Source organism: Polaromonas sp. (assembly GCF_012927455.1).
Lineage (GTDB): Bacteria > Pseudomonadota > Gammaproteobacteria > Burkholderiales > Burkholderiaceae_C > Polaromonas.
The window spans coordinates 210,938-233,902 of record NZ_JABBPE010000015.1; the positions used below are offsets into that span (position 1 = coordinate 210,938).

Sequence of the window (22,965 nt, forward strand, 5' to 3'; positions counted from 1 at the left end):
AGGAATGTTATACTCGACAGGCTCTGTGAATGACGATTATGTTGTTTGCTGGGCAAATCGCAAATCAGCCACTCAAGGTGTCGTTCCGTAGCTTTTTAAATGCAATCGGGCGATAAGCGCTGATTTTAGACACAACCTTTGGAGTATTAGCTATGTCAACCACCATGCGTGAAATGCTGGAAGCCGGCGTCCATTTCGGACACCAAACCCGCTTCTGGAACCCGAAGATGGCGCCTTATATTTTTGGCCATCGCAACCGTATTCACATCATTAACCTGGAAAAATCGCTGCCGATGTTCCAGGACGCGATGAAGTTCGCGAAGCAGCTGGCGGCCAACCGCGGCACCATCCTGATGGTCGGCACCAAGCGCACCGCCCGCGAAACCGTTGCCCTGGAAGCCCAGCGCGCCGGGATTCCTTACGTTGACCAGCGCTGGCTGGGGGGCATGCTGACCAACTTCAAAACGGTCAAAACTTCGATCAAGCGCCTAAAAGAGATGAAGGCCCAGCAAGAAGCCGGCCTCGACACCATCAGCAAAAAAGAACAACTGACCTTCAAGCGCGAAATCGACAAGCTTGAAAAAGACATTGGTGGCATACAAGACATGGCTGCGTTGCCAGACGCCATCTTTGTGATTGACGTGGGTTTCCACAAAATCGCGGTGCTGGAAGCCAAGAAGCTCGGTATTCCGCTGATTGGCGTGGTCGATTCCAACCATTCCCCGATCGGCATTGACTACGTCATTCCCGGTAACGACGACTCGTCCAAGGCCGTCGCCCTGTATGCCCGTGGTATCGCTGACGCCATCATCGAAGGTCGCGCCAATGCCATGAATGATGTCGTCAAGGCGGTTTCCGCTGAGAGCTCGGACGAATTTGTAGAAGTGCAAAACGCGGCTGCTTGATTACTGCGGCGCTGCGCCAGACGCGAAAAAGGGGCTCGCGTAGCCCCTTTTTCGCAACTTGAAGATACGACAGACCGATGGTGTAGGGGGTGCGACGTCAGCATCCCTCGAAGTCAATACGACAAATGGAGATTGAAAAATGGCATTAATTACTGCAAGCATGGTCGCTGAACTGCGCGCCAAGACCGACGCCCCCATGATGGAGTGCAAAAAAGCACTGACCGAGGCCGAAGGTAACTTTGACAAAGCCGAAGAAATTCTGCGCGTGAAGCTTGGCAACAAGGCCGGCAAGGCGGCTTCCCGTATCACCGCCGAAGGTGTCGTTGCAGTGCACCGTGAAGGCGATGTGGGTGCACTGGTCGAGGTCAACTGCGAAACCGACTTTGTGACTAAAAACGACAGCTTTCTGGCGTTTACGCAAGCCGTGGCGCAAGGTATTGTTAAGCACAACCCTGCCGATCTGGCGGCTGTTGGTGGCATGCCGCTGTCGCTGGACGGCTTTGGCCCGACGGTGGAAGATGTGCGCAAAGGCCTGATTGGTAAGATCGGCGAGAACATGAGCGTGCGTCGCTTCAAGCATTTTTCCGGCAGTCAGCTGGCGACTTATCTGCACGGCACACGTATCGGTGTTGTGGTCGAGTTTGCGGGAGACGAAGCCGCCGCCAAAGACGTTGCCATGCATGTGGCCGCCATGAAGCCGGTCTCGCTTTCCAGTGCCGACGTGCCGGCAGAGCTGGTTGCCAAAGAGCGATCAGTTGCTGCCGCTAAAGCTGCCGAAGATGCCAGCAAGGCGCAAGCCGAAGGCAAGCCAGTTCAGTCTGCCGAAATTGTTGCTAAACGTATTGAGGGTGGCGTTCAAAAGTATCTCAAAGAAGTTAGCCTGCACAACCAAAACTTCGTCAAGAACGACAAGCAGACGGTCGAACAGATGCTCAAGGAGCGCAGCACCACTGTCAAGTCTTTCACGCTGTATGTGGTGGGTGAGGGCATTGAGAAGAAGGTTGATGATTTCGCCGCCGAAGTCGCAGCCCAGATTGCTGCCGCAAAGGCTGCCTGAACGGTTAAAACCGCAGAGCGACCAAAGCCGCTACGCATTTCAGTCCCGCCGGAAGGCCGCTAAACTTCAGTCAAATTCACTCATGGAAAGCCCTCGCATGCCAGCCTACAAGCGGATCTTGTTAAAACTGTCAGGTGAGGCCCTCATGGGCGATGATGCTTTCGGCATCAACCGCGCGACCATTGTGCGCATGGTGGAAGAAATTGCCGAAATCACCCGCATGGGTGTGCAGGTGGCTGTGGTGATTGGCGGCGGCAATATTTTTCGCGGCGTGGCGGGCGGCTCGGTCGGCATGGACCGGGCTACCGCCGATTACATGGGCATGCTGGCAACCGTGATGAACGCGCTGGCGCTGGGTGACACCATGGACAAGGCCGGCCTGATTGCACGGGTCATGTCTGCCATCGCCATTGAGCGCGTGGTGGAGCCTTATGTCCGACCCAAGGCCCTTCAATACCTGGAGGAAGGCAAGGTCGTTATTTTTGCAGCCGGCACCGGCAATCCATTTTTCACGACTGACACGGCAGCTGCATTGCGCGGCGCTGAAATGGGCGCAGAAATCGTTTTGAAGGCTACCAAGGTCGATGGCGTGTACAGCGCGGATCCCAAGAAAGATCCGAACGCCACGCGTTACACCAACATTACTTTTGATGAAGCCATGAGCAGGAATCTTGAAGTCATGGACGCCACCGCGTTTGCGTTGTGCCGTGACCAGAAGCTGCCCATCAAGGTCTTCAGCATTTTCAAGCATGGTGCGCTCAAGCGCGTGGTGCAAGGTGAGGACGAAGGAACCCTGGTTCACGTCTAACCCGCCAAGGCCGTGCTTTTGTACTTTTTGCATCTATCAATTCGGAGATTCGACCATGAGCGTTGTTGAGATCAAACAGCATGCAGAGCAAAAGATGCAGCAGTCCGTGGACTTGTTCAAACATAGTTTGACGAAAATCCGTACCGGTCGAGCCAACCCGGGCCTTCTCGATACCGTGCACGTTGACTACTATGGCTCCATGGTGCCTATAAGTCAGGTAGCCAATGTGTCCCTGCTCGATGCGCGCACCATCAGCGTGTCACCCTGGGAAAAGGGCATGGGCGCCAAGATCGAAAAAGCCATTCGTGATTCCGATCTGGGCCTTAACCCGGCCGCGCAGGGCGATCTGATTCGCGTTCCCATGCCCGCCATGACCGAAGAGCGCCGCAAGGAACTCACCAAGGTAGTGCGGGCAGAAGGCGAGCACGCCAAGGTGGCGATTCGCAACCTGCGCCGCGATGCCAATGAGGGAGTCAAGAAACTGGTCAAGGACAAGCTCGCGTCTGAAGATGACGAGCGCCGCTCGCAGGACGAGATCCAGAAGTTCACGGACCGATTCATTGTTGAGGTCGACAAACTGGTCATCGGCAAGGAACATGACATCATGGCGGTTTGACCCCGCTTAAGCTGGCCTGAACCGACCATGGGCACTGTTCGCACCCTTGTTCCGCACCATGTAGCCATCGTCATGGATGGCAATGGCCGCTGGGCCACCAAGCGCTTTCTACCGCGCATCGCCGGCCACAAGCAGGGCGTTGACTCCTTAAGCCGCTGTGTTCGAGCCTGCGTGGAGCGCGGCATCGGCATATTGACGGTGTTTGCGTTTTCTTCGGAAAACTGGAGCCGGCCCGCCGAAGAAGTTTCTGGCCTGATGGAATTGATGGTTCTGTCCTTGGCCAAAGAAGTAAAGAGCCTGAATGCCAATAAGGTCAGGCTGCATTTCGTAGGAAATCGCGCGCAGCTTTCTGAAAAAGTGCAGGCAGGGCTGGCAAAGGCCGAGGCCAGTACTGCAGGCAACCAGCGTTTGATTTTTAACGTGTGCTTTAACTATGGTGGGCGCTGGGATATTGCCCAGGCGGCGCAGAAACTGGTGAGCCGGGGCGAAGCCATTAGTGAGCTGTCGCTGGACCGCGCTATGGCGCTGGCTCACGTTCCCGACCCGGATTTGCTGATTCGTACCGGCGGTGAACTGCGCATCAGCAACTTTTTGTTGTGGCAGGCGGCGTACTCGGAATTGCATTTTTCCGACAAGCTTTGGCCCGAATTTGACGAGGCAGCGCTGGATGAAGCGATTGCTGTTTTTCGCGCCCGCGAGCGCCGGTTCGGCCAGACCTCTGCGCAGGTCGTTGCGCAGCTTAGCGCGCCTGACAAAAGCCAGAAGGAAAAGGCCGCCTGATGCTGAAGCAGCGTGTGATCACGGCGCTGGTCCTGCTGGCGATTTTGTTGCCTGCGCTGTTCTATAAGACAGCGACTCCGTTTTGCACAGTTGCGCTGCTGTTGATTGCAGCCGGCGCCTGGGAATGGGGCCGTCTGAATGCCTTGGGCCCCTCGGCGTCTGTTGGGCTTGCCATAGTTTGCGTGCTGATCTGTGGGCTGGCCTGGTACGGTGGATGGCTTGACAAGCCTTTGCCTTTGTTATGGGCTGCGGCCGGCGCGGCATGGGTACTTGCAGGCGGCTGGCTGCTCCGCAACGGCGTGATTGGATGGCCGCGCATTCCTGCAGCGCTGCGCGTGTCTGGCGGGCTGCTGGCTCTTTGTCTGGCCTGGCTGGCCGTCGCGCAGGCGCGGGTGATCGGCATCAACTTTTTGTTATCGGTGCTGCTGCTGGTCTGGGTAGCCGACATCTTTGCTTACTTTGCGGGCCGCACGTTCGGTGGTCGCTTCAGCAAAGGCAAACTGGCACCCTCCATCAGCCCGGGAAAAAGCTGGGAAGGGGTGTGGGGCGGCATGGCAGGTGTGGTGGTTCTGTCGCTGGTCTGGCTCGTCCTGAGTGGCGCAATGGGGCCAGGCGATGCCGGCAGCGGATCTGGCACCGTTGTTCCGGCAGGGCAGACGCTTTACAGTCGCTTGGTCGAGCACCATGGCGTTGCGATGATGTTGCTGGCAGTGGTCTTTCTTTCAGCCATGAGTGTGGTGGGGGATTTGGTCGAGTCGCTGGTGAAGCGCAGCGCGGGCGTCAAAGACTCCAGTGGCTTGTTGCCGGGTCATGGCGGCGTGTTGGACCGCGTTGATGCCTTGTTGCCGACCTTGCCGCTGGCCATGATGCTGGCTGCTCTTTAGGCTTATGGCTACGCTTACTTCATGACATTCAAAAAGCAGCGCGTCACGGTTCTGGGCTCTACCGGCTCTGTAGGCGTCAATACCCTGGACGTCATCGCCTGCCACCTCGAACGATTTGAGGTGTTTGCGCTGAGCGCGGCGACCCAGGTCGAGTTGTTGCTGGCACAGTGCGAACAGTTCAAGCCTACCTATGCCGTGATGGTGAGCGAGCCGCCGGCCCGCCTGCTGGCTGAAAAAATCAAGGCTAATGGGCTGTCGGTCCAGGTACTGTGGGCGCCAGGTGCTCTTGAAATGATAGCGTCTCACGAGCTCGTGGACACCGTGATGGCCGCCATTGTGGGTGCTGCCGGGCTGGCGCCTTGCATGGCCGCCGCCAAGGCAGGCAAGCGTCTGTTGCTGGCCAACAAGGAAGCGCTGGTAGTTGGTGGCGACGTGTTCATGCAAGCGGTGCGCGCGGGCGGCGCCAAGCTGCTGCCCATTGACAGTGAGCATTCGGCCATTTTCCAGTCATTGCCGGAAGATCCAGCAAGCTGGCCGCAACGCGTTGAAAAGATCATCCTGACCGCGTCGGGCGGTCCGTTTCGCACGCGCCAGCCAGCCAGCCTGCGGCATGTCACCCCCGACGAGGCCTGCGCGCATCCGAACTGGGTCATGGGCCGCAAGATTTCGGTCGACTCGGCCACCATGATGAACAAGGCCTTGGAGGTCATTGAAGCCAAATACCTGTTCGGTTTGACGCCGCAGCAAATCGAGGTGGTCATCCACCCCCAAAGCATCATTCACTCGATGGTGCAGTACCGCGATACTTCCGTAGTAGCACAACTGGGAACGCCCGATATGCGGGTTCCCATCGCCTACGGCCTGGCATGGCCGGATCGCATCACTTCAGGCGCCAAGGCACTGGACTTTACCGCTTTGGCCACCATGACCTTTGAGGTGCCTGATGACAAGCTTTTCCCTGGCTTGCCGCTGGCCTGGAAGGTGTTGAATGCACCTGTGGGCAGCACGGCAGTGCTTAATGCGGCCAACGAGATGGCAGTAGCCGCCTTTCTAAACAAGCGAATTCGGTTTGACCATATTCATGATGTAAATGATGCAACTTTAGATGCCGTGGCGCTCTCTGAAGTCAACGATATCGAGGGTTTGCTGGCGCTGGATGCGCGGGCACGCCGCGTTGCCTGTCAAATAATTGAACGTCTGGAAGCCTGAAATGCTGACACTGATTTCTTTTGTTGTAACGCTAGCCATCCTGATCGCGGTACATGAGTATGGTCATTACCGGGTTGCGGTTGCGTGCGGTATCAAGGTCCTGAAATTTTCCATTGGATTTGGCAAGCCGATCTACAGCTGGCGGCTCAAGAACAAGCCCACGGAATTTTCCATCGGCATGCTACCGCTGGGCGGCTACGTCAAAATGCTCGATGAGCGCGAAGCGCCTGTCGATCCGGCCGAGCGCCACCTGGCTTTTAACACGCAGCCGCTCAAGTCGCGCGTCGCGGTCGTGGCGGCTGGTCCCGCGGCCAATCTGCTATTGGCAGTGCTGATCTATGCCCTGGTCAACTGGATCGGCATGCAGGAACCCCGGGCGGTTCTGGCTAGTCCAGTGGCGGGCTCCATCGCAGAGCGAGCCGGCCTGCGCGGCCAGGAAATCGTTCAGCAGGCGGCCTTTGAGGGCGATGAACTGCAAGAAGTACGTTCTTTTGAAGACCTTCGCTGGCGGCTTACGCAGGGCGCGCTGAATGGGCGCGACGTGCTGCTGCAAGTAGGCGCTGATGCGAACGCCCGGCGGACGGTGCAGCTCGAATTGAGCAAGCTGGGAGCCACCGACGCGGACGCCCAATTGTTTCGAAAAATTGGCATCGTGGGCCCATGGACCCAGCCGGTAATTGGTGAGGTTATGGTCGGTGGCGCCGCCGATAAATCCGGGCTGCGAGCGGGGGATCTGGTCCAGCGCGTGGGCGACACCTACATTGTTGATGGGCAGCAGTTGCGCGAAGTAATACGTGGTTTTGGTGGTGCGGCGCGGGCCGCGGCGGTTGGCAAGAACGGCACTGCAGCCAATGGGCCGCAGCGCTGGCAAGTATTGCGTAACGGCCAGCCCCTGATGCTGCAGGTGAGCCCTGAACTCAAGCAGGAGGGTGGGGCTACTGTTTCCCGAATAGGCGCTTATGTAGGAGCACCACCAGAATTTGTGACGGTACGCTACGGGCCGGTGGATGGTTTATGGCAGGGGGCCGTTCGCACCTGGGAAGTCTCCCTTCTCACGCTCCGAATGATGGGGAAGATGGTGATCGGCGAAGCCTCTCTTAAAAATCTGAGCGGGCCACTCACCATCGCGGACTACGCCGGCAAGTCGGCCAGCCTGGGATGGAGTGCCTACCTGCTGTTTTTGGCCTTGATTAGTGTCAGTCTTGGCGTGCTCAACTTGCTGCCGCTGCCGGTTTTGGACGGTGGGCACCTGATGTATTATCTTTGGGAAGCAATCACTGGCCGAAGCGTGTCTGACGCGTGGATGGACCGGTTGCAGCGTGGTGGCGTTGCAATCTTGCTGGGCATGATGTCTATCGCCCTGTTTAACGATATCACCCGGCTTTTCGGCTAACTCTTTTCCTTTCATGCAAAAACAATTAACTCGATTCAAAGTTCGTGCAGTCTGCGCCATCGCCAGTTTGTTTTTAGCCCACTCCGCCTGGGCCGTTGATCCCTTCACAGTCCGGGATATTCGGGTTGAGGGCTTGCAACGTGTCGAGCCCGGAACGATTTTTGCCTCGCTTCCTTTTCGTGTCGGTGAAACCTACAACGACGACAAAGGTTCGACGGCTATTCGTGCGCTGTTCGGATTGGGCTTGTTCAAAGATGTGCGGCTTGAAGTCAGCGGCGACGTGCTGGTAGTGATTGTTGAAGAACGACCCACCGTGGCCGAGGTGGATTTTCTCGGGACCAAGGAATTCGACAAGGAAGTTCTCAAGAAAGCGCTTCGCGAGGCCGGTATCGCCGACGGTCAGCCCTTTGACAAGGCGCTGGCCGACAAGGCCGAGCAGGAGCTCAAGCGCCAGTACATTAACAAGAGCCTGTACGGTGTCGAGGTAGTCACCACCGTCACCCCGATTGAGCGCAATCGCGTCAACCTTACTTTCAGCGTCGTTGAAGGTGATGTGGCCAAAATCAAGGAAATTCACATCACCGGCAACAAGGCCTTCAGCGAGTCCAGATTGCTTGGCCTGTTTGATCTCGACACCGGCGGCTGGTTGAGCTTCTACACCAAGTCTGACCGCTACTCCCGGACCAAACTCAATGCGGATATCGAGACACTTCGCTCCTATTATCTCGCGCGCGGTTACCTTGAGTTCAAGATCGATTCAACCCAAGTCGCGATCTCTCCCGACAAGCAAAGCATCGCGATCACCGTCAACATCACCGAAGGAGAGCGCTTCGTGGTGTCGGGCATCAAGCTTGAAGGCAACTACTTGGGCAAGGAAGAAGAATTCAAGTCCCTTGTGACCATCAAGGCCGGCGAGCCTTATAACGCCGATGCAGTCGCTGAAACAAGCAAGGCCTTCACCGACTACTTCGGTACCTTTGGCTATGCCTTTGCCAAGGTCGAGGCGACACCCGAAATTGATCGGGTCAACAACCGGGTGGCTTTCGTGATGCAGGCAGAGCCCTCGCGCCGCGCCTACGTGCGGCGCATCAATGTGGCAGGCAACAACAGAACGCGCGACGAGGTCGTACGACGCGAGTTCCGCCAGTTCGAATCATCCTGGTATGACGGCGACAAGATTCGTCTGTCGCGTGATCGCGTTGACCGCTTGGGATTTTTTACCGATGTGAATGTCGAGACGCAGGAGGTGACCGGGACAGCCGATCAGGTCGACGTGACCGTGAACGTGGCTGAGAAGCCCACTGGAAATTTGCAATTAGGCGCGGGTTATTCCAGTGCTGACAGTGTTTCCGTACTCTTCGGCATCAAACAGGAGAACGTTTTCGGCTCGGGTAACTACCTCGGCATTGAACTCAACACCAGCCGGTCCAATCGTCAGCTTGTCTTGAATACGATAGATCCTTATTTCACGGCCGATGGGATTTCCCGCTCCATCGATGTGTACGACCGGACGTCCAAGCCCTTGTCTGGCCAAGGCGGTGACTATGCCCTCAAAACGCGGGGCGCCAGTATCCGTTTCGGCGTTCCGTTTACCGAAACCGACACGGTGTATTTTGGTACTGGCTACGAGTCCTTGACAATCGTCCGGGGCACCAACCTTCCTACCAGCTACGCGGACTACGCTAATACCTTCGGCGACCGGAGCAATTCCATTCCCCTGACCGTCGGCTGGTCGCGCGACAGCAGAGACAGTGCGATTGTGCCGACCTCGGGGCGCTTTCAGCGTGTCTATGGCGACTGGGGAATTGCAGGTGATATCCGGTTTGTGCGCGCCAATTACCAGATCCAGCAATACATACCACTGAATAAGCAGTTTACGATCGCCTTGAATGGGGAGTTGGGCTGGGGTAAAGGCCTGAAGGGTCAGCCCTACCCGCTGTTCAAGAATTACTATTCGGGCGGTTTGGGGTCAGTTCGCGGATTTCAACAGGGCTCTCTTGGTCCCAAGGATTCCTCCGAGCTGTCGACCGGAGGCCCCAAGAAGCTCACGCTCAACGCCGAGCTGGTCGCACCTTTTCCGGGCGCCGGAAATGACCGAACGCTGCGCGTCTACGGCTTTGTCGACGCGGGCAATGTCTTTAAAGATACTTATCGTTTGAATGGTCCGGACGGCCTTAGAGCTTCTACCGGCCTGGGCATCAGCTGGATTTCGCCCGTTGGACCTCTTCGTATTGCCTATGCGGTGCCCCTACGCAAACAAGCAGGCGATAAAATAGAGCGTTTGCAATTCCAAATTGGTACATCTTTCTAATGAAACACTTTTCAAGCAAAATTGCCCTTACTCTTGCCATCGCCCTGGCGGGTTTCTCCGCTGGTGCGCAGGAGTTTAAGGTCGGCGTTGTCAATCTCGACCGGATTTTCCGTGAAGCCAACTCTGCCAAGGCCGCCCAGACCAAACTGGAGCAGGAGTTCAGCAAGCGCGAAAAGGAGCTGAACGATATCTCGGCACAGTTGAAGACACTGTCCGAGAAATTCGAGCGCGAGGCGCCGACCCTGGCGGAAAGCCAGCGTACCGTGCGGCAGCGGCAACTGGTCGACCAGGATCGCACTTTCCAGACTAAGCGACGCGAATTTCAGGAAGACTTGAGCACGCGTAAAAACGAAGAGCTCCAGCAAGTCATTGAGCGCGCCAACAAAGTCGTCAAGACCCTGGCTGAAGCTGAAAAATACGACTTGATCCTGCAGGAATCGGTCTATGTAAATCCCAAGCATGACATCACCGACAAGGTGATCAAGGCGCTGAACGCCGCCCGTTAATTGCGGGTGTTCATCGGCCGCGCGGTCAGCAACATCGAAGGCGCCGTATGACGTTGCGCCTCGTCGACATTCTGCAGTCCCTGGCCGGCAACGCCGATGCTGAACTGCTGGGTCACCCGGACGTCGTGATTGAACGCCTGTCCACACTGGAGGCCGCTGGCCCCCACGATCTGAGTTTCCTCAGTCACCCCAAGTATCTTGGCCAACTTGCGCAGTCTGCGGCCGCCTGCGTGGTGGTTGGCCCCAGTGCGCGTGAAGCGGCCCAGAAGCGTGGTGTCTGCATCGTGGTGGACGATCCCTACCATTACTTTGCCCTGATTACGCAACTGTGGAAACGGCGGCATGATCCGCTGGCAGCGCCAACCATCCATCCCAGTGCTTTTATCGACTCCAATGCCACGTTGGCGCCCGGCGTTGCCATAGGTGCGTTTGCCTGTATTGGCGCGGGGACCAAGATCGCTGCGGGCGCGCGTATTGCCGAGCATTGCGTGATCGGCCAACACGTGTGTATTGGCGCGGACAGCCGCCTGTCAGCGCGGGTCACCGTGGCAGACGGGTGCAGCATTGGCGAGCGTTGCATCATCCATCCCGGCGCGGTGATTGGTGCAGATGGTTTCGGCTTCGCGCTGCATGAGGGCCAGTGGATCAAGATCGAGCAACTCGGCGGGGTGCGAATCGGCAATGACGTGGAAATCGGCGCAAACAGTTGCATTGACCGCGGCGCTTTGCAAGACACCGTGCTGGAAGACGGCGTCAAGCTCGATAACCTGGTGCAGATTGGCCATAACGTGCGTATCGGCAAACATACGGCACTGGCAGGTTGTGCTGGTGTGGCGGGTAGCGCAACGCTGGGCGCGCATTGCACGGTGGGTGGCGGCGCCGTGGTGCTGGGCCATTTGCAGCTGGCCGATCATGTGCATGTTTCTGCTGCGTCTGTGGTGACGCGCTCCATTTTGAAGCCGGGGCACTACACCGGCTTCTTTCCCATAGACGACAATACCGCTTGGGAAAAAAATGCGGTAACGCTCAAGCAGCTTCACGCTTTGCGTGACAGACTCAAACAGGCCGAAAAGGCTCTCTCGCATCTTCAAGATAAATCATGATGGACATTCACGAAATTCTCAAACAGCTACCGCATCGTTACCCGTTCTTGCTGGTCGACCGTGTGCTGGAACTCGAAAAGGGCAAGCGCATCAAGGCGCTAAAAAACGTCTCGATCAATGAACCCTTTTTTAGTGGGCATTTTCCCCATCACCCGGTAATGCCGGGCGTGCTGATGCTGGAGGCCATGGCGCAGGCTGCGGCTTTGCTGGCTTTTGACACGCTGGGCGTCAGTCCCAGCGAGAAAACCGTGTACTACTTTGCCGGTATCGATGGCGCGCGCTTCAAGCGGCCTGTAGAGCCTGGTGACCAGCTGATCATGGACGTGACGCTGGAGCGCATGAAGTCCGGCATCTTCAAGTTCAAAGGCGTGACGCGCGTCGGCGAGGCCCTTGCTTGCGAGGCCGAACTGATGTGCACGATGCGCACTCTTGCCTGAAGCCGTCCCGCATTTGAGCTTGCACTTGAACACGAAACTGCCAACCGCCGCGCCGCGCATTCACGCCACCGCGCTGGTCGATCCCGCGGCCCAGCTCGACAGCTCGGTCAGCGTCGGACCGTACAGCGTAATTGGGCCCCACGTCAGGGTGGGGGCGGGCACCACCATCGGTGCCCACTGCGTCATTGAAGGCCACACCACCCTAGGCCGCGACAACCAGATTTTCCAGTTCAACTCGCTGGGGGCGATTCCACAAGACAAAAAATACGCCGGCGAGCCCTGCGAACTGGTCCTTGGCGACCGCAACACCGTTCGCGAGTTTTGCACCTTCAACATTGGGTCGCCTGGCGGCCTTGGCGTCACCCGTGTCGGCGATGACAACTGGATCATGGCTTACGTGCATCTGGCGCATGACTGCCTGGTCGGTGACCACACCATTTTTGCCAACAACACCCAGCTGGCCGGTCATGTGCATGTGGGTGACTGGGTCATTTTGGGTGGGTTCACGGTAGTGCACCAGTTTGTGCGACTGGGCGCGCACAGCATGACGGCCATGTGCTCTCTGCTGTTTGCTGATCTGCCGCCCTTCGTGATGTCGCAGGGCCAGCCGGCCGAGGCGCGTTCGATGAATTTTGAAGGGCTGCGGCGCCGCGGCTTTTCGCCCGAGCGGATTGCCGCCGTCAAGGCTATGCACAAGGCGCTTTACCGCGAAGATCTCACGCTGGACCAGGCCCGGCTGCGCATTGCCGAGCTGCCTGAAAAATACCCGGAGTCCGTGCCCGACGTGCAGATGATGCTCTCTTTTTTGCAGCAAACCGCGCCGCAGCGCGGTATCGTCCGCTAAGCGCCCATGTTACTTGCGCCTGGCCCTCTGCCGGCCGGTATAGAGGCTGCCGGGACCGCCGTCACAAGGCAAACCTTGAATAACGCTCCGCGCATAGCCATGGTCGCCGGCGAAACTTCAGGTGATTTGCTTGCGGGTTTGCTGCTTGATGGCCTGAAAGCGCGCTGGCCTGCATTGACGTGCAGCGGCATAGGCGGGCCGCAGATGGCGAGCCGGGGGTTTCAGGCCTGGTGGCCCAGCGACAAGCTGGCGGTGCACGGCTATGGCCTGGATGTGCTTCGTCGTTACCGTGAAATCGTCGGCATACGCGCGCAACTGAAAAAGCGCCTGCTTAACGAGCCTGGCCAGCGTCCCGATGTGTTTATCGGCGTGGATGCCCCAGACTTCAACTTCGATCTTGAAGCCGCGTTGAAGGCCGACGGCATCAAAACCGTTCATTTTGTCAGCCCTTCCATCTGGGCCTGGCGTGCCGACCGGGTCGATAAAATCAGGCGCAGCGTGGACCGCGTGCTGTGCATTTTTCCGTTTGAACCCGCCTTGCTGGCTGCCCACGGGATTTCCGCAACTTATGTCGGGCATCCGCTGGCCAGCGTGATTGCGCTGCAGCCCGACCGGGCCGGCGCCAGACGCAAGCTAGGCCTGCGCGATGAAGATACCGTCATTGCCATTTTGCCGGGCAGCCGTCTATCTGAAATCCAGTACCTGGCCAGTCGGTTTTTTCGGGCTGCAGCCCTTGTAAAACGGGCGCGGCCAGCTATCAAATTCATAGTGCCCGCAGTGCCTTTGTTGAAACAACAGATTGAGCGGCTGGCCGGGGAGGCCGGCTTTGCAGCTGGTTCAGAATCTGGCCTGCAAATTCTTGAAGGGCAGTCGCACACCGCCCTGGCAGCCTGCGACGTTACGCTGATCGCCAGCGGCACCGCTACGCTGGAGGCCGCCTTGTTCAAGCGCCCCATGGTGATCGCTTACAACATGAACTGGTTGTCGTGGCAGATCATGCGGCGCAAAAAACTGCAGCCCTGGGTTGGACTGCCCAATATTCTTTGCAAGGATTTTGTCGTGCCCGAACTGCTGCAGGGTGCGGCTACGCCCGAGGCGCTGGCCACTGCGTTACTGCAGTGGGTTGACGCAAAATCGGCGGCGCCCGACAAAATAGCGGCTGTTGAACAGCGCTTCACCCAGTTGCATGCCGAACTGCGGCGCGATACTTCCCAATTGGCCACCGATGCGATCCAGCAAATTCTTGAAGGCTGAGCAAACCCCCTTGTCCTGGTACATCCCGGGGTTGATAGCGGGTGTCGACGAGGCCGGGCGCGGGCCATTGGCAGGGCCGGTGGTGGCGGCCGCCGTCATTCTTGACGACCTGAACCCCATCAAGGGATTGGCCGATTCCAAAAAATTGACGGCCTTGCGGCGTGAAAAGCTTTACGACGAAATTCGCGCCAAAGCGTTGTGCTGCTCGATTGCGCTGGCAACGGCCGAAGAAATTGACGCCTTGAACATCTTGCAGGCCACCATGCTGGCGATGAAACGGGCGGTGGAAGGTCTGCGGCTCAAGCCCAACAAGGTGCTGGTTGACGGCAACCGCCTGCCGACACTGGTGGTTCTGGCCGAAGCCATTGTCAAGGGCGACGCGCTGGTGCCCTGCATCTCTGCCGCCTCGATCCTGGCCAAGGTTTACCGCGATCGCTGGTGTGCCGACTACCACCTGGAATACCCGCTATATGGTTTTGCCGGCCACAAAGGCTATGGCACCGTCGCACATTTGATCGCCTTGCAGGAGCACGGCGCCTGTCCTCAGCATCGCAAATCTTTTGCACCGGTTGCAAAGGTGCTGAAGTGACCGCCGGTTTTTCCGTGCCCGTCACGCATGTTGCTTCGCGTGACAACCCGCTCATCAAAGAGTTGCGCAAGTCCTCCAAAGACAGCACGGCCTACCGCAAGCAGGGCCGTGTGTGGTTGGAAGGCGATCATTTGTGCCGCGCCGCGCTGGCACGGGGCTGCAAACCGGTACTGGCCGTGTTTTCGGAGTCTTTTTGGCCTCTAGCCCATACGCAATGGGCGCAAGCAGCTATCAAAAACATAGTAATTGCGGATGCACTGCTGCCGGAGATCAGCAGCCTGGAGTCGCCCGCGCACATGGGTTTTGTGATGGAACTGCCCTCGGTGCGCCCCCTGCAGCTTGGTGTGGCTTCAGTCATCCTGGACCGCGTGCAGGATGCCGGAAATGTCGGCTCCATTTTGCGCAGTGCGTCGGCATTCGGTTTCAGCCAGATCATTGCCCTCAAGGGAACGGCCGCGCTGTGGTCACCCAAGGTGCTGCGCGCCGGCATGGGCGCGCATTTTGCCCTGCAGCTGGTTGAAGGTGTTGAGCCCGAGGCCCTGGCAGCATTGACAGTGCCGATTGTGGTCACCAGTTCGCACCACGGCAGCTTTTTGCACCAACAGCCGATTCCCATGCCCTGCGCCTGGGCCATGGGCCATGAAGGGCAGGGCGTCAGTGACGAACTGATAGCCAGGGCTCGCCTGAAGGTTCGCATAGACCAGCCCGGCGGTGAGGAATCGCTGAACGTGGCTGCCGCTGCGGCTATTTGCCTGTATGCGAGCGCGCTGGTCCGGCAACGAATTTGAAAGCTTCTCAGCCTGTGAGAGAAAGGTAAAGAGTGGGCACCAGCGGCCGCAGCGCAGGGCCGGTCCAAGCAAGTCCAGCCTTCCTGGGGGCAGAGAGCCCCACGCGGTGAGCACAGGTTGGGGGCGTTATATAATCAGTGGCTTTTCAAAACACAGCTTCGCCCAAGCGCAGACAAAGCCAAATCCCTCACAATAGCAGCCTGCAAAGGTCTCGATAGAGACATTTCTTGCGCACGCTTGGGCGAACCGTAACCCATTCGGAGAACCCAGTGCTTTTGTCTCTAAAGGGAAATACTCCTCCCGCCATACTGGCGCTCGCAGACGGCACGGTCTTTATCGGCAATTCGATTGGAGCTGCGGGCTCCACGATCGGCGAGGTGGTGTTCAACACTGCCATGACCGGCTACCAGGAAATCCTCACGGATCCCAGCTATTGCCAGCAGATTGTCACGCTCACCTATCCCCACATCGGCAACTACGGCGTCAATGTTGAAGACGTCGAGGCTGAAAAAGTCCATGCCGCCGGCCTGATCATCAAGGATCTGCCGCTGTTGGCATCCAACTTCCGCGCGTCCATGACCCTGGCCGAGTATTTGGTGAAGGAAAACATCGTGGCCATCGCCGGGATTGATACCCGTCAATTGACGCGTCACCTGCGAATTCGCGGCGCACAAAACGGCTGCATTGTGGCCCTTGCGCCCGGTGAGGCTGTGGGTAAGTCGGCGATAGCCAAGGCGGTTGCAACTGCCAAAGACGCTCCCAGCATGGACGGAATGGACTTGGCCAAAGTAGTTTCTGCCAAGCAGACCTACGAATGGAACCAGACCGAGTGGAAGCTGCTCAGCAGCAATGGCAAGCCGGGTTACGGCGTGCAGATCACTCCTCGCTTTCATGTCGTCGCGTTTGACTTTGGCGTGAAGAAGAATATTTTGCGCATGATTGCCGAGCGCGGCGCGCGCATTACCGTGGTGCCGGCGCAGACTCCTGCTGCCGACGTGCTCAAACTGCAACCCGACGGTATTTTCCTGGCCAACGGCCCGGGTGATCCACAAGCTTGCGACTACGCGATTGACGCTGTTCGCGAGCTAATTGAAACCGGCATCCCGACTTTCGGCATCTGCCTGGGGCATCAGATCATGGCATTGGCAGGCGGCGCCAAAACCTTCAAGATGAAGTTTGGCCACCACGGCGCCAACCATCCGGTCAAAGATCTGGACAGCGGCCGAGTCAGCATCACCAGCCAGAACCACGGCTTTGCAGTGGATGAAAAAACGCTGCCGGCCAACCTTCGGCCAACGCACATCAGCCTTTTTGACGGTACGCTGCAGGGGCTGGCCCGCATCGACAAGCCGGCGTTCTGCTTTCAGGGCCATCCTGAAGCGTCGCCCGGCCCCCACGATATTTCATATCTGTTCGATCGCTTTACAGCGCTGATGGAACAGGCCGCGGAGCAAAAATTATGACCCCCCACGTTCGCGGCTACGCCGTTTCACTTCCCCGCGAAGGGGCTTTTGCTGCCTTGGTGCGGTCCTGCGGGAGCAAGAATGCCTAAGCGCACAGACATCAAATCGGTTCTCATCATTGGCGCCGGCCCGATCATCATCGGCCAGGCCTGCGAGTTCGACTATTCCGGCGTGCAGGCTTGCAAGGCGCTGCGCGAAGAGGGTTACAAGGTCATTTTGATCAACAGCAACCCGGCCACGATCATGACCGACCCGGCAACCGCCGACGTCACCTACATCGAGCCCATCACCTGGCAGACGGTGGAAAAAATCATCGCCAAGGAACGCCCGGATGCAATTCTCCCGACCATGGGCGGCCAGACTGCGCTCAATTGCGCGCTGGACTTGTGGCGTAACGGCGTGCTCGACAAGTACGACGTCGAGCTGATCGGCGCCAAGCCCGAAGCCATTGACAAGGCCGAAGACCGTCTGAAGTTTAAGGACGCGATGACCAAGATCGGTCTTGGTTCGGCGCGTTCGGGCATTGCGCACACCATGGAAGAGGCCTGGGTCGTGCAGAAAACCGTCGGCTTTCCAACCGTGATTCGCCCCAGCTTTACGCTCGGCGGAACCGGTGGCGGCATCGCTTACAACCCGGAAGAGTTCGAAACCATCTGCAAGCGCGGCCTTGAGGCCTCGCCGACCAGCGAGCTGCTGATCGAGGAGTCGCTGCTGGGCTGGAAAGAGTATGAGATGGAAGTGGTACGCGACACGGCGGACAACTGCATCATTGTCTGTTCGATCGAAAACCTCGACCCGATGGGCGTGCACACCGGCGACTCCATCACGGTGGCGCCGGCACAGACGCTCTCGGACAAGGAATACCAGATCCTGCGCAATGCCTCGCTGGCGGTGCTGCGCGAAATCGGCGTGGATACCGGCGGCTCCAACGTGCAGTTCTCCATCAATCCTGAAGACGGCCGCATGGTCGTGATCGAGATGAATCCGCGCGTGTCGCGTTCCTCGGCTCTGGCATCCAAGGCCACCGGTTTCCCGATTGCCAAGGTCGCCGCCAAGCTGGCCGTGGGTTACACGCTCGACGAGCTGCGCAATGAGATTACCGGCGGCGCCACGCCCACCAGTTTTGAGCCCAGTATCGACTACGTGGTCACGAAGATTCCACGTTTTGCGTTTGAAAAATTTCCGACCGCCGATTCACGTTTGACGACGCAAATGAAGTCGGTCGGCGAAGTCATGGCGATGGGCCGCACCTTTCAGGAATCATTCCAGAAAGCCCTGCGCGGGCTGGAAGTCGGCGTCGATGGCATGAACGAAAAAACCCAGGACCGCGAAGTGCTCGAAAAAGAGCTGGGCGCTCCCGGCCCTGACCGAATCTGGTATGTCGGTGATGCTTTTGCCATGGGTCTCACCGTCGAAGAGGTGTTTGCGCTAACGAAAATTGATCGCTGGTTTCTGGTTCAGATCGAGCAGATCGTCAAGATTGAACTCGAACTGGAAACCACATCGCTCGACAAGATTGATGCCGTCACGCTACGCGCGCTCAAACAAAAAGGCTTTTCCGACCGCCGCCTGGCCAAACAGCTCAAAACAACGGACACCGCGATTCGTGAAAAGCGCATGGCGTTGGGTGTGCGCCCCGTATACAAGCGCGTGGACACCTGCGCCGCCGAGTTTTCGACCAACACCGCCTACCTGTATTCGACCTACGAGGCTGAGGGCAGCGAGTGCGAAGCGGCGCCTACCGACAAGAAAAAAATCATGGTGCTGGGCGGTGGTCCGAATCGCATTGGCCAGGGTATCGAATTTGACTACTGCTGCGTTCACGCGGCGATGGCGTTGCGCGAAGACGGTTACGAGACCATCATGGTCAACTGCAACCCCGAGACGGTTTCAACCGACTACGACACCAGCGATCGTCTGTATTTTGAGCCGCTGACGCTCGAAGACGTGCTGGAGATCGTCGACAAGGAGAAGCCGCTGGGTGTCATCGTCCAGTACGGCGGACAAACACCTTTGAAGCTGGCGCTGGATCTGGAAGCCAATGGCGTGCCCATCATTGGCACCTCGCCCGACATGATTGACGCCGCCGAAGACCGTGAGCGCTTCCAGAAGCTGCTGCACGCGTTGAAACTGCGCCAGCCGCCGAATGCCACGGCGCGTACCGAGCCCGAAGCGCTGGAAAAAGCCGCGGCACTTGGTTATCCGCTGGTGGTGCGCCCCAGCTACGTGCTGGGTGGCCGCGCCATGGAGATCGTTCACGAGCAACGCGACCTGGAGCGTTACATGCGTGAAGCCGTTAAGGTCAGCCATGACTCGCCGGTGCTGCTGGATCGCTTTCTGAACGATGCTATCGAGTGCGACGTGGATTGCATCCGCGATTCGGAAGGCAAGACTTTCATCGGCGGCGTGATGGAACACATCGAGCAGGCCGGCGTTCACAGCGGCGACTCGGCTTGTTCTTTGCCGCCGTATTCGCTGAGCGCTGAAACGGTGACCGAAATCAAGCGCCAGACTGCCGCCATGGCGCAGGCCCTGAATGTGGTTGGCCTCATGAACGTGCAGTTCGCGATTCAGTGTATCGATGGCAAGGACGTGATTTACGTGTTGGAGGTCAATCCGCGCGCCTCGCGTACCGTGCCTTTTGTCAGCAAGGCCACCGGCATTCAACTGGCCAAGGTGGCGGCACGCTGCATGGTCGGCCAGTCGCTCGCCTCGCAGGGCATCATCCGTGAAGTTACGCCACCTTATTTCAGCGTCAAGGAGGCCGTTTTCCCCTTCGTGAAATTTCCGGGCGTGGACACCATTCTTGGCCCCGAGATGAAATCGACCGGTGAAGTCATGGGCGTAGGCAAGACATTCGGTGAGGCTTTTGTGAAGTCGCAACTGGGCGCTGGCACCAAACTGCCGACCTCCGGAAAAGTCTTCCTGACGGTCAAGAACAATGACAAGCCGCGTGCCGTGGAGGTCGCGCGTGCCCTGGCGGCCGCCAAATTCGAGTTGGTGGCTACCAAGGGAACGGCGGCGGTGATTCAGGCTGCAGGCATTGCCTGTGGTGTGGTCAACAAGGTCACTGAAGGCCGGCCGCACGTGGTGGACATGATTAAAAATCACGAAATTGCACTGGTGATCAATACAGTGGAAGAGCGGCGCAATGCGATAGCCGATTCGCGCGAGATACGCACTTCGGCGCTGCTGGCCCGCGTCACCACCTACACCACCATTGCCGGTGCGGAAGCTGCGGTGCAGGGCATGAAATACCTGGACAATCTGACCGTCTATTCTGTGCAGGAACTCCATGCCCAATTGGGTTAAATCAGGTTGATTGGGTTAATGTGACAGTTTGATAAGTGGGGCGATTGACCGCCGTATTTGCATTAAACTTGAGCAGATATTTAAGATTTAATACGCCGCCGCCAGCTAGCTGGTGGCGGTTTCGCTTTTGCAGGAGCAAAAAACATGGCAACCATTCCGATTACCAAGCGCGGTTCAGAAAAGCTCAAGGCCGAATTACATCAGCTTAAAACCGTTGACCGGCCCTGGGTCATCAACTCGATTTCCGAAGCGCGTGCGCAGGGCGATTTGAGCGAGAACGCCGAATACGAGGTCGCCAAGGACCGCCAGGGTTTTATTGAAGGCCGCATCCAGGAAATTGAAGGCAAGCTGTCGGCCGCCCAGATCATTGACCCTTCGGCGCTGGAGGCCGGCACCCGGGTGGTATTCGGCTCTACCGTCAAGCTCGAAGACGAAGCCACCGGCGACTCCGTGACCTACCAGATCGTGGGGGAAGACGAAGCCGACATCAAACTCGGGCTGGTGAACATCGGCTCGCCGATTGCCCGCGCCCTGATTGGCAAGGACGAAGGCGATACCGCCGAGGTGCAGGCACCGGGCGGCATCAAACGCTACGAGATTGTGACCGTCAGCTATATCTGAGATCTAATGCGCCTGCCGCTGCGTCAGAGTCTTGCAATGATGGCGGCAGCCCTCTGGTGGGGCAGCCTGACCGGACTGGGCTTCGTCGTGGTGCCCCTGCTGTTCAAGCATCTGGGCAACCCCGCTACGGCTGGCGCCATGGCCGCCAAACTCTTTACCGCGCAAACCTGGCTCAGCGTCGCCTGCGCCATGTCGATGTTGCTGGCTTTCAATAAAAAAGACGATCCAACCCTTGCGCCCTATGCGGCTACAGCTATGAAATTCATAGTGGCCGGGTTGCTGCTGGCCTTGCTGGTTGAGTTTGGAGTGGCGCCGCGCATCGTCAGCGTGCGGGCGGAAGGTGGCAACCTCAGGCTCTGGCACGGCCTTGGCAGCGCCATGTATTTCGGCCAGTGGTTGTGCGCCGGCTTCACCCTGTGGCGTTTGGCGCGCAGGTCACGCAGCTTTCCGCCGCCTGCCTGATTGAGCATTCTCAGCTGCGCTCTGCCGCCTGCAGCGTATTGACCAGCAGCATGGTGATGGTCATGGGGCCGACGCCGCCGGGTACCGGTGTGATGTAGCCGGCAACCTGCCTGACACCTTCAAAATCCACATCGCCACAAAGTTTGCCTTCGCCCGGCTCACCTGCCGCAATGCGGTTCATACCGACGTCGATCACCACCGCGCCCGGTTTGACCATGTCGGCGGTTAGCACGCCTTGCTTGCCAACGGCGGCCACGATCACGTCGGCCTGCAGCGTCATGGCTTTGAGATTTGCAGTGGCGCTGTGGCAGATCGTCACGGTGGCATTTTTTTGCAGCAGCATCAGCGCCATCGGTTTGCCCACGATGTTGCTGCGGCCTATGACCACGGCATGTTTGCCGCGCAGCTCGTAGCCCTTGCCACCGTTGAGGCTCTCCAGCATCTTCATGCAGCCGTACGGCGTGCAGGGCCAGAACCCGGGCTGGCCGACCATAAGCGCGCCGGCGCTGGCGACGTGAAAACCGTCAACGTCCTTGGCCGGTGAAATCGCCTCAATCACTTTGTGCGCGTCAATATGCGGCGGTAGCGGGAGTTGAACCAGAATGCCGTGAATGCTTGGGTCCTGATTCAGCTCACCCACCCGTGCCAGCAGTTCAGCTTCCGGCAAAGTAGCCGGGTATTTCTCCAGCACCGAATACAGGCCGCTGTCTTCGCAGGCCTTGACCTTGTTGCGTACATAGACCTGGCTGGCGGGATTTTCACCCACCATGATGACCGCCAGGCCTGGCGTGACGCCGCGCCCGCGCAGCGCAGCAGCGCGCTGGGCCACTTCGGCGCGCAGTTGTTTGGAGAGGGCGTTGCCGTCGATGAGTTGAGCCGTCATTTTTTGGTTTTCCAAGTAAAAAAGCCCGCAAGTGCATGACCAGCGGGCGCGAGCAGCTATCAAAAAAATAGCAACTCAAGGTCGGGCGGGGCTCAGGCTTTGGGGCTGCTGGAGCCCAGCGCAATTTTCAGCAAATCGGCCACGGTGTTGGCGTTGAGCTTTTCCATGATGTTGGCGCGGTGGGCTTCCACGGTTTTGATGCTGATGCCGAGGTCGTCGGCGATCTGCTTGTTCAGGCGGCCCGCCACGATGCGCTCCAGCACCTGCGCTTCGCGCGAGGTCAGTTTGGACAGCAGTGCGTCCCGGCTGGCAGCCTGCTGGTGGCCTGCGAAGGCTTCCTTGGCCTGCTCCAGCATGCGTTCGACCAAGTTGATCAGCGCCTCTTCCTGAAACGGTTTCTGAATGAAATCCATGGCACCTTTTTTCATGGTGTTCACGGCCATGGGCACGTCGCCGTGGCCGGTGATGAAGACGATAGGCAGCGGTGACTTTCGTTCGACCAGACGGTCCTGCAACTCCAGGCCGGTCATTCCGCCCATGCGGATGTCGACGATCAGGCAGGCCACTTCGCGTGCATCGTAGCGGCTCAGAAAGGTCTCGGCCGAGTCGTAACAGCGCACCCGGTAATCCTTGCCCTCCAGCAACCATTGCAGCGAGTCGCGCACGCCTTCGTCGTCATCCACAACGTAGACAGTACCTTTTTTTGGAATCAAGCTCATGTCAATACTTTCTTCGTAAAC

At 58.3% G+C, this 22,965-nt stretch carries 22 protein-coding genes; 20 read left to right on the forward strand and 2 right to left on the reverse strand.

The features are described from left to right. The first annotated feature begins 152 nt into the window (after positions 1-152). From rpsB to HHJ18_RS13300, 20 genes are all read left to right on the forward strand, one after another. Complete coding sequence (gene rpsB, locus HHJ18_RS13205) at positions 153-905, forward strand: 30S ribosomal protein S2 (RefSeq protein ID WP_296915977.1); 753 nt, start codon at positions 153-155, stop codon at positions 903-905. A 139-nt stretch (positions 906-1,044) separates the two neighbouring features. Further along, the gene (tsf, locus tag HHJ18_RS13210; protein WP_296915978.1) at positions 1,045-1,962 is read left to right on the forward strand and encodes a translation elongation factor Ts; all 918 of its coding nucleotides are present in this window, start codon (positions 1,045-1,047) and stop codon (positions 1,960-1,962) included. A gap of 97 nt (positions 1,963-2,059) precedes the next feature. Further along, positions 2,060-2,770, forward strand: coding sequence for a UMP kinase (gene pyrH, locus HHJ18_RS13215; RefSeq protein ID WP_296916608.1), 711 nt, complete (start codon positions 2,060-2,062; stop codon positions 2,768-2,770). A gap of 55 nt (positions 2,771-2,825) precedes the next feature. Further along, positions 2,826-3,386, forward strand: a complete 561-nt coding sequence (frr, locus tag HHJ18_RS13220; protein WP_296915980.1) for a ribosome recycling factor — start codon at positions 2,826-2,828, stop codon at positions 3,384-3,386. A gap of 27 nt (positions 3,387-3,413) precedes the next feature. Further along, positions 3,414-4,166 carry a polyprenyl diphosphate synthase gene (gene uppS, locus HHJ18_RS13225; protein ID WP_296915981.1) on the forward strand — a complete coding sequence of 251 codons (753 nt, stop codon included), beginning with the start codon at positions 3,414-3,416 and terminating at the stop codon, positions 4,164-4,166. Then, entirely contained in the window at positions 4,166-5,050 is an 885-nt protein-coding gene (locus tag HHJ18_RS13230) for a phosphatidate cytidylyltransferase (protein WP_296915982.1), read from the forward strand. The genes uppS and HHJ18_RS13230 overlap by 1 nt, the downstream gene beginning before the upstream one ends. A 21-nt stretch (positions 5,051-5,071) precedes the next feature. Next, entirely contained in the window at positions 5,072-6,259 is a 1,188-nt protein-coding gene (ispC, locus tag HHJ18_RS13235; RefSeq protein WP_296915984.1) for a 1-deoxy-D-xylulose-5-phosphate reductoisomerase, read from the forward strand. A 1-nt stretch (position 6,260) separates the two neighbouring features. Next, positions 6,261-7,652 carry an RIP metalloprotease RseP gene (gene rseP, locus HHJ18_RS13240; RefSeq protein ID WP_296915986.1) on the forward strand — a complete coding sequence of 464 codons (1,392 nt, stop codon included), beginning with the start codon at positions 6,261-6,263 and terminating at the stop codon, positions 7,650-7,652. Positions 7,653-7,665: 13 nt separating this feature from the next. Beyond that, positions 7,666-9,963, forward strand: a complete 2,298-nt coding sequence (bamA, locus tag HHJ18_RS13245) for an outer membrane protein assembly factor BamA (protein ID WP_296915988.1) — start codon at positions 7,666-7,668, stop codon at positions 9,961-9,963. Further along, complete coding sequence (locus HHJ18_RS13250; protein WP_296915990.1) at positions 9,963-10,469, forward strand: OmpH family outer membrane protein; 507 nt, start codon at positions 9,963-9,965, stop codon at positions 10,467-10,469. Before bamA ends, HHJ18_RS13250 begins: the two co-directional genes overlap by 1 nt. Before the next feature lie 47 nt (positions 10,470-10,516). Next, the gene (gene lpxD / locus HHJ18_RS13255; RefSeq protein ID WP_296915991.1) at positions 10,517-11,572 is read left to right on the forward strand and encodes a UDP-3-O-(3-hydroxymyristoyl)glucosamine N-acyltransferase; all 1,056 of its coding nucleotides are present in this window, start codon (positions 10,517-10,519) and stop codon (positions 11,570-11,572) included. Then, positions 11,569-12,009 carry a 3-hydroxyacyl-ACP dehydratase FabZ gene (fabZ, locus tag HHJ18_RS13260; RefSeq protein WP_296915993.1) on the forward strand — a complete coding sequence of 147 codons (441 nt, stop codon included), beginning with the start codon at positions 11,569-11,571 and terminating at the stop codon, positions 12,007-12,009. Before lpxD ends, fabZ begins: the two co-directional genes overlap by 4 nt. A 25-nt stretch (positions 12,010-12,034) precedes the next feature. Beyond that, positions 12,035-12,853: an acyl-ACP--UDP-N-acetylglucosamine O-acyltransferase gene (gene lpxA, locus HHJ18_RS13265; RefSeq protein ID WP_296915996.1), complete on the forward strand. Its 819-nt coding sequence runs from the start codon at positions 12,035-12,037 to the stop codon at positions 12,851-12,853. A gap of 99 nt (positions 12,854-12,952) precedes the next feature. After that, a complete protein-coding gene (gene lpxB / locus HHJ18_RS13270) occupies positions 12,953-14,107 on the forward strand; it encodes a lipid-A-disaccharide synthase (RefSeq protein WP_296916609.1) in 1,155 nt (384 codons plus the stop codon). Beyond that, entirely contained in the window at positions 14,079-14,696 is a 618-nt protein-coding gene (gene rnhB, locus HHJ18_RS13275; RefSeq protein WP_296915997.1) for a ribonuclease HII, read from the forward strand. Before lpxB ends, rnhB begins: the two co-directional genes overlap by 29 nt. Then, complete coding sequence (locus tag HHJ18_RS13280; RefSeq protein ID WP_296915999.1) at positions 14,693-15,484, forward strand: RNA methyltransferase; 792 nt, start codon at positions 14,693-14,695, stop codon at positions 15,482-15,484. The genes rnhB and HHJ18_RS13280 overlap by 4 nt, the downstream gene beginning before the upstream one ends. A gap of 269 nt (positions 15,485-15,753) precedes the next feature. Further along, on the forward strand, positions 15,754-16,947 hold the full coding sequence (gene carA, locus HHJ18_RS13285; RefSeq protein ID WP_296916000.1) for a glutamine-hydrolyzing carbamoyl-phosphate synthase small subunit: 1,194 nt from the start codon (positions 15,754-15,756) through the stop codon (positions 16,945-16,947). 81 nt (positions 16,948-17,028) lie between these two features. Beyond that, on the forward strand, positions 17,029-20,259 hold the full coding sequence (gene carB / locus HHJ18_RS13290; protein ID WP_296916001.1) for a carbamoyl-phosphate synthase large subunit: 3,231 nt from the start codon (positions 17,029-17,031) through the stop codon (positions 20,257-20,259). Positions 20,260-20,403: 144 nt separating this feature from the next. Beyond that, on the forward strand, positions 20,404-20,880 hold the full coding sequence (gene greA / locus HHJ18_RS13295; RefSeq protein ID WP_296916002.1) for a transcription elongation factor GreA: 477 nt from the start codon (positions 20,404-20,406) through the stop codon (positions 20,878-20,880). Between the two features lie 36 nt (positions 20,881-20,916). After that, on the forward strand, positions 20,917-21,342 hold the full coding sequence (locus HHJ18_RS13300) for a DUF4149 domain-containing protein (protein ID WP_296916004.1): 426 nt from the start codon (positions 20,917-20,919) through the stop codon (positions 21,340-21,342). A gap of 10 nt (positions 21,343-21,352) precedes the next feature. Here HHJ18_RS13300 and folD read toward each other — a convergent pair whose 3' ends face one another. After that, positions 21,353-22,225, reverse strand: a complete 873-nt coding sequence (gene folD, locus HHJ18_RS13305; protein ID WP_296916006.1) for a bifunctional methylenetetrahydrofolate dehydrogenase/methenyltetrahydrofolate cyclohydrolase FolD — start codon at positions 22,223-22,225, stop codon at positions 21,353-21,355. 92 nt (positions 22,226-22,317) lie between these two features. Further along, a complete protein-coding gene (locus HHJ18_RS13310; RefSeq protein ID WP_296916008.1) occupies positions 22,318-22,944 on the reverse strand; it encodes a response regulator transcription factor in 627 nt (208 codons plus the stop codon). Between the last annotated feature and the right edge of the window lie 21 nt (positions 22,945-22,965).